General features: G+C 53.5%; 14 protein-coding genes and 3 tRNA genes. 6 read left to right on the top strand and 11 right to left on the bottom strand.

Translation table 11 applies throughout. The features are described 5' to 3' along the window. Positions 1 to 29: 29 nt before the first annotated feature. Positions 30 to 1,085: a ChaN family lipoprotein gene (locus TH3_RS08220; protein ID WP_007091595.1), complete on the top strand. Its 1,056-nt coding sequence runs from the start codon at positions 30 to 32 to the stop codon at positions 1,083 to 1,085. Positions 1,086 to 1,105: 20 nt separating this feature from the next. Here TH3_RS08220 and TH3_RS08215 read toward each other — a convergent pair whose 3' ends face one another. The 5 genes from TH3_RS08215 to TH3_RS08195 all read right to left on the bottom strand — a co-directional run bounded on the left by TH3_RS08215 (position 1,106) and on the right by TH3_RS08195 (position 3,712). Further along, complete coding sequence (locus TH3_RS08215) at positions 1,106 to 1,648, bottom strand: Panacea domain-containing protein (RefSeq protein ID WP_007091596.1); 543 nt, start codon at positions 1,646 to 1,648, stop codon at positions 1,106 to 1,108. A 112-nt stretch (positions 1,649 to 1,760) separates the two neighbouring features. Then, positions 1,761 to 2,207, bottom strand: coding sequence for a hypothetical protein (locus TH3_RS08210; RefSeq protein WP_007091597.1), 447 nt, complete (start codon positions 2,205 to 2,207; stop codon positions 1,761 to 1,763). Positions 2,208 to 2,332: 125 nt separating this feature from the next. After that, the gene (locus TH3_RS08205) at positions 2,333 to 2,860 is read right to left on the bottom strand and encodes an adenine phosphoribosyltransferase (RefSeq protein WP_007091598.1); all 528 of its coding nucleotides are present in this window, start codon (positions 2,858 to 2,860) and stop codon (positions 2,333 to 2,335) included. A 123-nt stretch (positions 2,861 to 2,983) separates the two neighbouring features. Beyond that, complete coding sequence (locus TH3_RS08200; RefSeq protein WP_007091599.1) at positions 2,984 to 3,205, bottom strand: hypothetical protein; 222 nt, start codon at positions 3,203 to 3,205, stop codon at positions 2,984 to 2,986. A 240-nt stretch (positions 3,206 to 3,445) separates the two neighbouring features. Next, positions 3,446 to 3,712, bottom strand: a complete 267-nt coding sequence (locus TH3_RS08195) for a hypothetical protein (protein WP_007091600.1) — start codon at positions 3,710 to 3,712, stop codon at positions 3,446 to 3,448. A gap of 261 nt (positions 3,713 to 3,973) precedes the next feature. On the opposite strand from TH3_RS08195, the gene TH3_RS08190 reads away from it, so the two are divergent. The 3 genes from TH3_RS08190 to TH3_RS08180 all read left to right on the top strand — a co-directional run bounded on the left by TH3_RS08190 (position 3,974) and on the right by TH3_RS08180 (position 7,432). Then, positions 3,974 to 5,686, top strand: coding sequence for a methyl-accepting chemotaxis protein (locus TH3_RS08190; RefSeq protein WP_114094345.1), 1,713 nt, complete (start codon positions 3,974 to 3,976; stop codon positions 5,684 to 5,686). A gap of 221 nt (positions 5,687 to 5,907) precedes the next feature. Continuing rightward, a complete protein-coding gene (locus tag TH3_RS08185) occupies positions 5,908 to 6,702 on the top strand; it encodes a motility protein A (RefSeq protein WP_007091602.1) in 795 nt (264 codons plus the stop codon). A 37-nt stretch (positions 6,703 to 6,739) separates the two neighbouring features. Then, a complete protein-coding gene (locus TH3_RS08180; protein ID WP_007091603.1) occupies positions 6,740 to 7,432 on the top strand; it encodes an OmpA/MotB family protein in 693 nt (230 codons plus the stop codon). Positions 7,433 to 7,460: 28 nt separating this feature from the next. On the opposite strand, the gene TH3_RS08175 is transcribed toward TH3_RS08180, so the two are convergent. The 3 genes from TH3_RS08175 to TH3_RS08165 all read right to left on the bottom strand — a co-directional run bounded on the left by TH3_RS08175 (position 7,461) and on the right by TH3_RS08165 (position 10,622). Continuing rightward, positions 7,461 to 8,285, bottom strand: coding sequence for an MBL fold metallo-hydrolase (locus tag TH3_RS08175; RefSeq protein ID WP_007091604.1), 825 nt, complete (start codon positions 8,283 to 8,285; stop codon positions 7,461 to 7,463). 103 nt (positions 8,286 to 8,388) lie between these two features. Further along, positions 8,389 to 9,135 carry an SAM hydrolase/SAM-dependent halogenase family protein gene (locus tag TH3_RS08170; RefSeq protein WP_007091605.1) on the bottom strand — a complete coding sequence of 249 codons (747 nt, stop codon included), beginning with the start codon at positions 9,133 to 9,135 and terminating at the stop codon, positions 8,389 to 8,391. Between the two features lie 62 nt (positions 9,136 to 9,197). Then, positions 9,198 to 10,622, bottom strand: a complete 1,425-nt coding sequence (locus tag TH3_RS08165) for a tetratricopeptide repeat protein (protein WP_007091606.1) — start codon at positions 10,620 to 10,622, stop codon at positions 9,198 to 9,200. A 321-nt stretch (positions 10,623 to 10,943) separates the two neighbouring features. Between TH3_RS08165 and TH3_RS08160 the strand changes: the two genes are divergently transcribed. After that, complete coding sequence (locus TH3_RS08160; RefSeq protein ID WP_007091607.1) at positions 10,944 to 12,194, top strand: EAL domain-containing protein; 1,251 nt, start codon at positions 10,944 to 10,946, stop codon at positions 12,192 to 12,194. Positions 12,195 to 12,299: 105 nt separating this feature from the next. Continuing rightward, positions 12,300 to 13,670 (top strand): DNA polymerase IV, encoded by a 1,371-nt coding sequence (locus TH3_RS08155; protein WP_007091608.1) that lies wholly within the window; start codon positions 12,300 to 12,302, stop codon positions 13,668 to 13,670. 89 nt (positions 13,671 to 13,759) lie between these two features. Here the strand turns inward: TH3_RS08155 and TH3_RS08150 are convergent. The 3 genes from TH3_RS08150 to TH3_RS08140 all read right to left on the bottom strand — a co-directional run bounded on the left by TH3_RS08150 (position 13,760) and on the right by TH3_RS08140 (position 14,057). Continuing rightward, a tRNA-Glu gene (locus TH3_RS08150) sits at positions 13,760 to 13,835 on the bottom strand. Between the two features lie 38 nt (positions 13,836 to 13,873). Further along, positions 13,874 to 13,949 (bottom strand) — tRNA-Glu (locus TH3_RS08145). 32 nt (positions 13,950 to 13,981) lie between these two features. Then, positions 13,982 to 14,057, bottom strand: a tRNA-Glu gene (locus TH3_RS08140). Positions 14,058 to 14,060: the final 3 nt, after the last annotated feature.

Below are 14,060 nucleotides of genomic sequence, written 5' to 3'. Positions count from 1 at the left end.
CAATCAACGGACTGGAAATTCCACGCGTGATGAAAACTGTGTTTCGTGCCCGCACACGATCTTGTTTCAAACAATCACTTTCGCTGTGTCTTGCTTTTGCAGCAATGATCGCGGCGACGGAATTTCCGGTTCGTTCGGCGCAGGCGCAAGCCCGCACCTCAAGCCAACCGGCAGGCATGCGTGATATTCCCGATGCCAATTCCCTGCCCCCGGCACCGGGACTGATTTTCGATATGGCCGGGCAGCGCTATATCATGTTTGACGACTTGGTTTCGCATCTTGCCGGGACGCGTTTTATCCTGATCGGGGAAAAACACGACAATCCGATCCATCATCATCATCAGGCACAATTGGTCCGCGCGCTAAGCAAACGCGAAGGCACCAAGCGTGCAGTTGTCTGGGAAATGTTTAATCGCGACCAGCAGGAAAGCCTTGATCTGGCCTGGCAGGCTGTACCGCCCGAGGAACTTGGCAGTGAAATGAAGTGGGGCGAAAGTGGTTGGCCATCATGGCATGACTATGCCCCGATTGCCGAGGCGGCAAAGGAAAACGGGCTGCCGATGGTTGCAGGCAATCTGCCCCGGGATGTCCTGCGGCCCATGATCAACGAAGGTATCAGCGCCCTGCCGACCGAGCTTGCGCAAAAGCTCTCCCTGCCGGCGCTACCCGATGATATTGCCGCACGATTTGATCAGGAAATTGCAGTCGGTCATTGCAACATGTTACCCAAATCGCAATTACCTGACTTTTCGCTTGTGCAGTTTGCCCGCGATGCGTCGCTTGCGCGCGCGATGATTGATGCGAACAAAACCATTAGCCCGGATGGCGCATTCCTGATTGCCGGTGCCATGCATGTGCGTGATGACATTGCGGTACCCTACCATCTGCGGCGTTATGCACCTGATATCGACGATAACGACATTGCAGTTGTCATTCTGATCGAGGCAGATGACCCGGGTGAAGACCTTCCTGGTGTGCGTGATTATGCGCTTCGGATGGGATCAGAAAATGTGGCGGATTTCATGTGGTTCACAAATGATCTGCCACGTGCCGATCCGTGCGAAGACATTCAGATTGGACAATAGGTCCGAGCAAAAACCGAAAATTATTTGATTCGACGGGGCAACCAATCGGTGGTCGCAACCGGTTTGCCCTTATGCGAACGCATGACACGCGGGCGGACAACTTCTTTTGCCTCAGGCGTGGTGGCACTTTTACGGACCGAGGCATAGAAATCCACCATCACCTGAAACGGGATCACTGTCCCCGGCCCCTGTTTATATGCATCAAGATAAGGCGGATGATTGCGCACGGTTTCGCTAAGATGTTCGACAGAGTGATGACCAAACTGCGACCAGATACTTTCGATAAAATGCTGCGTTTTGGGATCAACCGATTTAAGCCGCACATCCGGTCGACTTTCTTCCATGACGGCATAGACGTTCGGTTCAATCGGACCAATATCATCTGCGATGAAAACAGCGGGCATCAACATGCGACCGTGATAATTGGCCCCGTAATAGGCCTGCGCCAGATACAGCAGACGATGAAGCTTTTGCGGTTGCAGATATTCGTTGTCGTTTAATGCATGATCAATCAGGCGAAAAACGGCTTCGAATACGGAATTAAGGACCGGCTTGTTCTGCATATCTGATCCAGCAAACGAAACGCATGGCGGATCACGATCATAATGCCGCTTGGGCACGACAACAAGGACCGGAACGGAATGTATTCACTTTTCAAGGAAATCCGGCAGGCGATCAGATCAAAGCATCAACCCGTGTGCCGCGAATACCCGCACCATGCACAACAGCATTAACCACCGCATAGAATGATGTTCCGCTATTCGCGCTTAGATCGAATGGAATTTCCGGATCAAGAAAGCTTGCGAAATCGATATCGCTTTCGGGTGAAATCGCACCTTCGCGGTCGCTTGCCCGACGAGCTGCCGACAGACGGCTTTGTTCGGCGCGCTGGTCTTTCTGATCACCCGCACTTCCCTGCCCGGATTGCTGTTTGCCTTTGCCGTCGATATAGGCATTGAACAGGATACCGTCATTATCGGGGTCATAAGTGTAATGTTCGCTGGGAGCCTGAATCTGGCTATTGCGGTCAACCGTCGCAACACCGCGCGCACCAGCAGCCGCAAGTCGGCCATACTGGCTGACCTGGCTTATGGACTGGTTGTTGACGACAGGTGCGACCATTTTCCTCTCTCTAGCCGGAACCGGAACATGTTGCAGTATTATTCAACTGTAAGATTATATCCCAATTACGGCTCAAAAGAGACAAGAATCGTCATTTTCAGTGGGTATCGAGCTGTTTTGAAGCATTAGTCGCCGTCAAATTCGACCAGGTGGAAGACATTGACACCGCGATCACGGATTTTTTGTGCCCCGCCAATATCAGGAAGATCGATAATAAAGGCACAACCGGCAACTTCGCCGCCTGCCTTTTCGATCAGATCAATCGCGGCAAGAGCCGTGCCGCCGGTTGCGATCAGATCATCCATCACCAGAACACGCTGTCCGGGTTTGATCGCATCGGTGTGCATTTCGATCACGTCCGATCCATATTCCAGTTCATATTCGACTTCGATGGTTTCAGCAGGAAGTTTGCCGCGTTTGCGGATCGGAACAAAACCGACACCAAGGGCTACGGCGACCGCCGGGCCGATGATAAAACCGCGCGCCTCAATCCCGACGATCACGTCGATCTGTTTATCCTGAAATTCGGCAGCAAAACTGTCGATCACATCACGCAAACCATCTGCATCGGCAAACAGGGTCGTGATATCGCGAAACATGATTCCCTTTTTCGGGTAATCGGGAATGGTACGGATCAGCGACTTGATCGACATGGGAGAACTCCGGCCGGGGTTAACCTGAAAAACAAAACCGCCATCTTTAACACCAGATGGCGGTTTAAAATCAAGCGTTCCCGAATATTGGCAGCAAATCGGGTTTGCGGCCTGCAATCGCAGCTAGGCCGCGTGCGCCGTGTTTCGATGCATTACGGCGTTGTTTGCCGTGACAAAGTCATTTGCAAGTTTCTTGCTGATTTCAGCACGTGTACCACGCGGCAAACCGGTCCCGGCGGCCTGCCGGTTACCCCATACTGCGCGATAAAGGCGGTAATCATGGTCATTGATCTGACCAAATACTTTTTCGACTTCCATCAAGGTCTGGACATAACTTTTGTTCATGTCAGCCATCCTGTTGCTCGTGATGTTCCGAATGACAATCCCCTTCGGAATAACGACGCCCGGCTTTGCCAGCGCATCGTCAAGCAGCGATATAATCCCCTAAAGGCCGCCTCTCAACGGCAGGACGGTGACAAGATCGGGAATATTTTGTGACACCTCGCCTTAATCGGAAAAAATGCAATCAGAACAAACTGCTATCAGACAGAAAAAAGACGCCAACCGGCGAATAGCCAGCCCGGTTCAGTGCATCTTTTTCTGGGCTTCGGCCTGACGCGCTTCTTCATCAAACTTCTTTTGCAGCGCATCGGCATATTCGCCGTAGATACGGCCTTCGATCGACAGCTCCAGAAACCGGATATAGTCCTGCTGATTGTCGATTTTGGCGCGTGCAACCGGGATCACATCAAACGGACTTTCAGCATCCAGACCATATTTTCGGATCAGCTCCAGCATTTCGGCTGTGATCTGTTCGAGCTTTTTCTGCGCGTCCGAGAATGAAATGCTCATGATGTTTCCTGTTCTGATACGACAACCACGCGCCTTATGCCCTGCCAGTTACCAGATGACAAGTTTTCGCCCCCGCGAACTATACCGGCGCGCCCTTACCTATCCGAATGATCCAGCCATTTTGCCATCCGACTTGAGACAAATCAAAGACCTGCATCCCGCATGGTCCGATGCTGCATTCGGGACAGTTTGATACGGACCATCAGTGGATCATTGATGGTCTGTGCGCGTGCATTTGCATAATCCATTCGGGGATCAGTGATGAAGTTGTTATCGGCTTTCAATGCCATGGGCATTCGCAAACGCTTTATGTGGGCGTCGGCCTTCGGCGTTACTTCCACGGTGATCATCGCACTTGCCATGATGATGTTTGCCGAAGAAAAGGCAATGGATGCCAAGCTTAATCAGCTAAGCCAGAATGAACTGACATCGCTTCATGCGCTGATTGTAAATGTGATGGCCGCCCGTCCTGATGACTCTGATGACATCGGTATTGATGTTTTCAACAACTGGTTTGAAAGCCGAAATCTGGATTATCCCGGCGAATTATGGTCGGCATGGGGCCCGACCACGCTGGCCTATATGAAGGAATATGGCGACAAGGACCTGAAAACGCCGCGCGATGCGATTGATCAGGAAGCCATTGAAACCGGTCAAACCATTGGACGTTATACCGACGAAGGCACCTATCGCCTGTCGATGCCAATTGTTCTTGGTGTGACCAAAGGTGCCGAACGCGAGGTTTGCTTTAGCTGCCATGGCGCAATGGAAGCCGAAAAGGGCGACGTGATTGCAGTTCTGTCATCAAGTCTTTCGGTTGCCCCCGAACAGGCGAAAACCAATCAGATCCTGATCGGTATTGTGATTGGCGGCATCGTCATTGCACTTGCGACCATCTTTGGCATGCGGTTGCTGCTGTCGAAAATCGTTACCGAACCGCTTAGCAAGCTGGGTTCGGTGATGACCGAACTTGCCGATGGCAAAACCGACCTGATCATCCATGACCTTGACCGCAAGGACGAAATCGGTCGCATGGCACAATCGGTCGATGTGTTCCGCACCAATGCGATTGCAAAAAAACGCATGGAAGCCGAACAGGAAGCGGCATCGCGCAAGCGCGAAGAACGCATGAAGATGCTTGAAAAACACATTGGCGGGTTCGAAGGGGTAATTGCCAATATTGTCGGTTCGGTCTCCACATCGGCCGACCGGATGCAAAGCACGGCCCGCGCCTTGGTCGGCGCCGCCGATCTGGCAAGCAAAAGTGCCACAACCGTTGCTGCCGCCTCCGAAGAAGCCACGGTTAATGTCCGCACCGTGGCCGACGCAGCGGAAAATCTGTCGCATTCGATCACCCAGATCGGCAATCAGGCGCATCATTCAACCGAAATCACCGCCGAAGCATCGCGCGAAGCCGAAGTTTCCAGCAAGACCGTCGCCGGACTTTCAGAAGCCGCCGGTCGCATTGGCGAGATTGTCGAACTGATCAGTGACATTGCTGGTCAAACCAACCTTCTGGCGCTTAACGCAACCATCGAGGCCGCCCGCGCAGGCGAAGCAGGTAAAGGCTTTGCCGTTGTTGCAGCAGAGGTCAAAAACCTTGCCAACCAGACGGCACGCGCAACCAGCGAAATTTCCGAACAGATTTTGGCCATCCAGGAAGAAACCGGCAAAACGGTCCAGTCAATGGACGACATTTCCAACGTTATTTCGCGGATTACCGACATCACAAACACGATTTCCGATGCAGTTCGTGAACAGGCCGATGCCACTGGCGAAATTGCACAGAATGTCGAACAGGCCGCTATTGGCACGCAGGAAGTCAGCAGCAATATCGAACGCGTCAGCGATACGGTGGCCGAAACCGACCAGGCCGCCCACCAGGTCCTGAATGTGGCTGAAGAACTGGGGCAACTTTCGACAGAACTTCGCCGAGAGGTCGATAGTTTCCTGATCAGTATCCGGTCGGCTTGATCCTGAAATTTTCCGGAACTGCATTTTGTGCCCCGCACCATTTCTGGTGGTGCGGGGCTTGTTTTTTGGTGTACAGCAATTCCCCGGCAAAATCTTGGCATCAAAATTAACCTGACGATAACCGCCAATTTGTCTATTCTGAAAAAAAGGTGTTAAACCTTTAAAATTCTAATCGGGTTGGGGGTATTCGAGCGGCTCACGCTTGGAGAAAATAAAAGACAATGTCTTTTACGACGATCTTGGGGATTCTGGTCGGTTTGGGGCTTTTTGTCGGCTCCATCTTCATTTCGACCGACAACTATTTTGTGTTTATCAGTCTGTCGAGTGCGTTGATGGTGATCGGCGGGACCTTGGCAGCGACTTTTATTGCCTATGAAGCACGCTATGTTCTGCTTGCGCTCAAGCTGATTTTCAAAATCTTTCGGGCACCGCAGATGGGCCGGGGCCAATTGACTGGCGAAGTCGGGCGTGTTGTCAAATGGGGCTATCTGCTTCAGAAAAAAGGCATCAACGCGCTGGAGCAGGAAGCACAGCGCGTCGGCAAGGACGAGCCATTTCTGGGCTGGGCGATGGAAGTCGTCATCACCGGTTATAACGGTGATGAAACCGCCGAAATGCTCCATAACGCGATTGAAAACGCGTTCAGCCGCAATCTGGTGCCTGTATCCATCCTGAAAAGCATGGCGGGTGCCGCGCCGGCATTTGGCATGATCGGAACGCTGGTTGGTCTTGTCATCATGCTTGATAAAATGGCCGATGATCCGACACAGCTTGGTTCGGGTCTTGCGATTGCGCTGATCACGACCCTTTACGGGATTGTCGCCGCCCGGTTCTTTTTCATGCCAGCCGCCAGCAAAATCCAGCAGCGCGAGGAAATCATGCGGTTTCGAAATTACCTGATTGCTGAAGGCCTGATCATGCTAGCCGATCGCAAGGGACCGCGCGCCATACAGGACAAAATGAATTCGTTCCTTGATCCGGCGATCCATTTCAATATCGACAAGTCCGCAAAATAGCGGCCACAGACGATATGCTTGACGACAGGAGGCCATGATGGCCCGACGCAAATCACCGATGGGGCGACGCCAGGAAGAACTGGTCGAAGAAGACTGGATCGTAACCTATGCCGATGCGATCACGCTTCTGATGGCGTTCTTTGTGATGCTGGTCAGCTTTTCCAAGGTCGAAATCCCGCTTTTCGAAAAAGTACAATCAGGTATTGCCGAACAGATTGGCAAACGCGAGATCGTCCGCCCGACGCAGGTTCTCGAAACCGATCTGAAGGATGTTGTGTTCAACACATCAATGGATAATGCCGTCAATGTTTCGACCGACGACGAAGGTATTCTGATGGAACTTGGCGGCGGCGCATTTTTCCATCCCGGATCAGCCAATTTGACGCAGGATGCGGTCCTGTTCCTTAAAGATGTTGGGGACCTGTTAAAAGAACCCCGTTATCTTGGCTTTCAGGTCGAAGTGACCGGGCATACTGACGACAGCCCGATCAACACACCACGTTTCCCGTCGAACTGGGAACTGGCGGCCGGGCGATCCATTGCCGTTGTGCGCTTTTTAACCGCGGTCGGGGTTGATCCGGAAAGTGACCGCATGCGGGCAATTTCCTATGGCGATACCAAGCCGAAATTGCCCAACCGCGGCGATGATGGCAACCCGATCGAGGAAAACCGCGAAGCCAACCGCCGTATCGAAATTCGCATTTTCCCAAAATATTCGCGCGTATTCTGATGTTGGTGGTGCGCGTTCTGCCGGGTACCTATTCGATAGCGACGACCATTTCATCGCGCGCGGCAAAGACATTTGACCATTGGCTGCGTGCCTGCTGTTCGATCCCGGCCATTACCGCATCATTGTGATCGGGATCATGATGAAACAGGGCAAGCCGTTTGACGTTTGCCGCCTGACACAACCGAACTCCCTCCTGCCAGGTCGAATGCCCCCAGCCAAGTTTGGCCGGGAATTCATCGTCGGTGTAAGTGCTGTCATAAATCACGAGATCAGCATTCCGGATGAAATCAAGAACCACCTTGTCAGGTTGGCCCGGCATATGTTCGGTATCGGTGACATAACAGACAGACTTGCCGTCATGCTCCACGCGATACGCCGTCGCCCCGTTGGGATGACGCAACGGCGCGGTCCTAACGGCAATCCCATCGGCCGGGTATAAAACCGTCCCGACCGTGAAATCTTCGAATGTCAGTTTTGACTGCATGGCCGAAAGCGGTACCGGAAAGGTTGGATCGGCCATCTGGGCCGAAAACACGCGCTCGACCCCGCCCTGCTCTTTCAAATGTCCGGCCAGCACGTGAAAACGTGCAGCAGGATTATAGGCCGGGACAAAAAACGGGAACCCGTTGATATGGTCCCAGTGGGTATGCGTCAGATAAATGCTGGCTTCGGTTACCTTGCGCCGGATCAGATCCTTGCCAAGATTGCGAATACCGGTTCCGGCGTCAAAGATCAGGGTATGATCACCGATCCGCATTTCGATACAACTGGTATTGCCGCCATAAACAACATGGTCGGGGGAAGGACAGGCAATGCTCCCACGAACTCCCCAGAACTTTACATCAATTGCCATTCGCTGCCCTTCACATATGTCTGTGGCTGTCGTCCGCGACAGACGAATGCATCAATCCCGTTGAAATATAACACTCATTTCGCAAAAGAAAATTACCCGCGTTCTAATTCTGCGGCTTGATAAACACCGCTGTACCGATCTCTGCCCCGAACGCCTGATCGGCACGTCCACAGTTTACGGCAACCTCACAAAGTCCGATTGAATTTCGGTAATGAAAGCCCTGCCCCAGCGCGACATCGGAGAATGTCCGGGCAGGCGAAAGAGACTGTCCGTTGATCAAAAGCTTCAGATTGCGGTTCTGCCACCCCGGTGCGGCAAGAAGACCGGTCATCAGATTGCCATAGCTGTCGATATAAATGATTTCTGAAAGCTCATCCGGCCAGCTCTGGGGCGGGACATAACGCAACCCGACATCGATATCGCCAAGTGCCACAGGTTCACCCTTGGCAATCATGCAGGCCACCGGGGCGAAAATATCTCGCCCGTGAAAGCTTGCCGATGCATTTTCGGGATGCCAGTTGATCACTCTCACCCGGCATGTTTTCGACCGCCGGATCAGTATTTCGAACAATCCGTTGTCGGGACCGACGTAAAAAACGCCGTCGCATTCAACAACAATGCCGCGACGCTGGCTGCCGACACCCGGGTCAACGACGCAAAGCACGACATCGCCCGGTTGAAATTCGCGCGACAATGCGGCCAGAAGATAGGCTGATGCACGTGGATTGCGATCCGGCGCATCGAACATCAGATCGCAAACCGTAATGTCGGGGGCATTACGATGAACAACCGCACGCATCGCCCCACTATAAGGGCCGATTACGCCAAAATCGCTGAAAATCAGGATCATGTCGGACATCCGGATCGTCGGCAAACCTGCCTGATTTCAGTCAGGTTGCGCGCAAAGCGCTGTTACTTGACCTCGCAGAACTGACCGCGACGTTTAAGCTCAGCACAGATTGAACTGGCGGAACTGTCACTAAGCCCGGTCGCCATCAAACGGAAATAGGTCCCCTTGCCAGGAATGTTTGCCTGCGTGACACCGTGCTGAAGTGGCGCAAGCTCGGCATAACGTTGCGTCAGGATTTGCCAACCGCGTTCGGCCTGTGCCTGATTGCGATAAGATGCCAGATGAAGGCTTTTGCCCCCGGCTGTTGCAGCAACCGGATTTGCCGTCCCCATGGTCGGGGCCGCTGCCATTTCGCCGCCCGACTGAACCGCACGGCTTTCGCCGGTGGCGACACGACGAACAGGCTCGCCCGCGCTTAAGGTCGTTACATTGGCCTTTGCCGGTTCGACAATGGCGGCTTCGATTGCATCACGCTCTCGTTTGAATTCGTCGGGCGTCACCAGTTTCATCTGCGAAAAATCTTCGATACGCGCAATCTGGCGTGCGGCATCCATCAAGCCTTGTGGTGCCGGCGGCGGGGTTGCGCGCTGGCGCGGTTGGGCCGGTAAAAGCGCATCCAGAATAGCGGTACGTTCATTGACATGTTCCTGCACCGTGATCGCCCCGATCTGAAGGGCACGGTTCAACTGGTTCAGGCGCTGCTCGATTTGCGTGCTGTCCGGTGGCGGATTATCAAGAAATGCCGCCGGTGCTGACTGGCTCATGGGCAGCAATGCCCCCAGATTGGCAGACCGGCGCGCTGAAAATTCCTCCGGCGTGACAAGGCCAGCGGCCTGTAAATCACGCAGAATGGCAAACCGCTTTGCGATGGCTTCATCCCCCGTGCTCAATGCAGCACCGGCAGGCATATCGGCACTTCGCGCACGCGGTTGACTGCTGGCGACCATCGGGGGTGCGACCATGGCATTCGACGGTGCCATGACGGATTGATTTGCCGTCCCCAACCCGGCCGGAGCCGTCGCAATCTGGTCATTGATGCTAAGCGATCCCGGAAGACCGCGCTGCAAACGCATCAGGTTGAATTCAGCCGCATCGCGCAACGGGCGCGGTTGCGTGCCGTTGGCCGTTGTCATCAAAACCGTTCCGGGCGGGTTCATGGCGATCAGGGTATCGTATCCATCCCGCGCACGATCGGCACGGTTGGTGTTTTGATACATCACCGACCGCCACAAAAGCGCGTGCCCGTCCTGAGGATTTTTGCGCAATGCTTCGTCAAAGAATTTTTCCGCAGAGGCATAATCGCCGGTTGCAAGCTGCTGCAAACCATTGGCGGTATAATTTTCATCGGTAAATGAAGTCGCCTCGTCCCAGAAATCCTGATCAAGCAGTGGCGCACAGCCAGACACCCATGAAACCATGCCGACAACGGCAAGGCTTCTGCCGCCGATCTTCAGCCAGTTCCCGGTCCGCATTGCGGATACCTTCATGGTGTCAACCCCCTATTATTAAAAGACAATTCAGGGAGCATGTTTCGCAGGCTGTCGTCAAGTCCAACGCGCACCGCCCCATCATTTCCCTGATGGTGATCCAGTCTGCCCGATGGCTGCGAACAATTCGTTAAAAGCATTTTCCAATGTCAGAAACTATGCAATAGGACATGTCCAAAATATAATTCGTAAAAGTAAACTATATAACTGTCGCACCTGTTAACGCGGCATTCAGGGACAATATGGTTTGATAGATCGTCCCATACCATTGTATGAATTCAAAATATCAGGAATTAATCCTGTCTCTTTCGGGGAAGTAGATTGATTGAGCCCAAACAATATGGCCAACAGGCCCTTCAGGAATACCTGATGCTTGATTATGTCCAGCGTCTGGAAACCCGCAAATTCGGGCACCGCGCTGTTCATATCCATTTGTCCCGGCTCAAGCCATTTCACCGACGCGATTATCATATCCGGGTCGCGACCAATACCTTTGAAAGCTACGTAAAGCTTTATGTCGGCCGTATCTTTGTCCTAAGTAACGATGACCTTCTGTTCATCTGGAAAGACAAATCGATCGCCGACGTGGAACCGGCAGTTGACACGCTGCGCTACCTGTTCCGCGATGATCCGCTTTCGCAGGACGAAAGCGAGGAAACCGGATTCTGCACATGGTACAATCTGAATACGGAATTCCAGGAATTCCTGCTGCTGTGCCAGCATCTTGATGAACGCGCCAAAAAGCTGCAGCAAAGCAGCAATATGCGCCCGGCCCAGAAGCCAACCAATGTTCTGAGCCCGATCAATGCGGAAAATCTGGCCCAGTTGGAAGACACCATTCATTCGGCTGATCTTTCCGAACATATCCGCCAGCAACCTGTTTGCGTGTTTGCCCGCGCGGGCTCCAAGGAACTGCATCCGGTTTTTGACGAATTCTTTGTCTCGATCTCGGACTTGCGCAACGCGATCATGCCCAACATTGACCTTGCGTCAAACCGCTGGCTGTTTCAGCATATGACCGAAGTGCTTGATAAACGCATGCTGAACTATCTGTGCAAGCGGACGTTCAAGACACATGCCAGCTCATTCTCGATCAACCTCAATCTGGAAACGCTGACATCCAAGGATTTCGAGCGGTTCGATGAAGTTGTTCGTAAAAAATGGCCGGGCAATGTGATCATCGAGCTCAATCAGGTCGATCTGTTCTCAAACCTCGAAACCTATCTGCGGCTGCGTGACGAATTCCATGAACGCGGCTATCGCGTTTTGATCGACAATCTGACTGTCGAAGCCCTTTCGTTTGTGGATCGCAAAAGCCTTAAGGCTGATTTCATCAAGGTCGCCTGGCGCGAGGAAATGACAGACAACGTCATTCGCAAAAAATATTCCGAAATGGACAATCTTGTGAAAGACTCTGGCCGGGAACGTGTGATCCTGTGCCGTTGCGACAGCCCGACCGCGATCAAATTCGGTCAGTCGCTGGGCATTACCCTGTTCCAGGGGCGCTATATCGACAACATGATTGCCCGTCAACGCCGTGCGAAACGTGCGGCCGCAGCACAGAAACGCTAACCTCGCCCCAATCCGATTATTGCTCCTGACAAATCCTGTCACCTGACGGGGATTTGCCGCGTTTCTTTGCTTGGCATAAACGGAACAAAAGCGGTACAAATAAGCATGATCTATGCGCTTTGTCCCGATTGCCATCACAAATGGCGTTTCCATGCAGACCGGCCGCTCCCCAAAAGCGGCGAAGGGGCCTATGCCCCCTGCCCGGTCTGTGGCGGAAAACGCGGGATCGCGCATGCCGAACTGCCCGAACTTTTCATCGGGCACCTGGATTGCGATGCGTTTTATGCCTCGATTGAAAAGCGTGACCGACCGGAACTGATGGATCAGCCTGTCATCATTGGCGGCGGGCATCGCGGGGTGGTTTCCACCTGCTGTTATGTCGCGCGCAAATTCGGCGTGCGATCCGCCATGCCAGCCTTCAAGGCGCGCGAACTTTGCCCCGACGGTGTTTTCCTGAAACCCGACATGGCAAAGTATCAGCGCGAAGGATACCGAGTACGTGACATGATGCGCGCCATAACCCCGGACATTGAACCGCTTTCAATTGACGAGGCGTTTCTTGACCTGACCAATGCGCAAGGAACGCATTGTAAAACAGCCGCCGAATGCCTGATTGATCTTCAGGCGGAAATCAGGCGCGAAGTCGGCATCACGGTTTCCATCGGGCTTTCCTACAACAAATTTCTGGCCAAGATCGCATCCGACCTCAATAAACCGTTCGGCTTTTCAATGATTGGCTCCGCAGAAGCCGTATCGTTCCTTGCGGATAAGCCGGTACGCATGATGTGGGGCGTTGGACCGGCGATGGAGCGCAAGCTGCGCGACGATGGCATCACCACCATCGGACAGATGCAACAGCTTGATATACATGCCTTGCAGGGCCGTTACGGCAGCATTGGCAAACGGTTCTTCTATTTTTCGCGCGGGCAGGACAATCGCCGGGTCGAACAAAGCAGCGAACGCAAAAGCCTGTCATCGGAAACAACCTTTAACGAAGACATTTCCGACCTAGATGAACTGGTCGATATCGCCAAACGCCTGACGGCGCGCGTCGCCAGTGACCTCGCACGCAAGGAAATCGCGGGCCATACCGTTGTTCTGAAACTGAAATCAGCCGATTTCAAAACCCGCACGCGCAATATGCGCCTGACCTACCCGACATTGCGCGAAGATCTGATCCTTGAAACAGCCCTGACACTTCTGAAAAAGGAAGTCGATGGCACGCGTTATCGCCTGCTGGGTGTCGGCGTTGCCGATCTTTTCCCGGCCGAAACAGCCGACCCTGCCGACCTGTTTGGCGAAGCCGAGGAAACAGCCCCCGTCGAATTGATCGAGGATAATGGCGAAAGCACCCTGCCCCCGGCCCGCCTGATCCCGCAAATCCCACGCCCGACGGCGGAGCAATTACGCGAAAGCCTGACGCGGCGGTATCGCCAGCACAAGAAAACATCGCGCCAGCATCGTTTCGGATTTTAGCGTTTCCATTGCCTGAACGGCTTGAAACGAAAAATGCCCGTCGCGAACCGAACGAGCATCACAGATTGAACAATCTTTTTAAGAGAAAGTGGCGTCCCCTAGGGGATTCGAACCCCTGTTGCCGCCGTGAAAGGGCAGTGTCCTAGGCCTCTAGACGAAGGGGACGCAAATCGCGGTGCGATCTTATGTATGGTCTGCTTTGGTGGCGTCCCCTAGGGGATTCGAACCCCTGTTGCCGCCGTGAAAGGGCAGTGTCCTAGGCCTCTAGACGAAGGGGACACAGTCACCAAAATGCAGTCCGTGTTAACGAGTGGCGTCCCCTAGGGGATTCGAACCCCTGTTGCCGCCGTGAAAGGGCAGTGTCCTAGGCCTCTAGACGAAGGGGACGCA

It is taken from the genome of Thalassospira xiamenensis M-5 = DSM 17429, assembly GCF_000300235.2.
In the GTDB taxonomy this organism is placed as follows: domain Bacteria; phylum Pseudomonadota; class Alphaproteobacteria; order Rhodospirillales; family Thalassospiraceae; genus Thalassospira; species Thalassospira xiamenensis.
The sequence above is the reverse complement of the archived record's forward strand: the minus strand, read 5'-3'. Positions and strand labels throughout refer to the sequence as shown.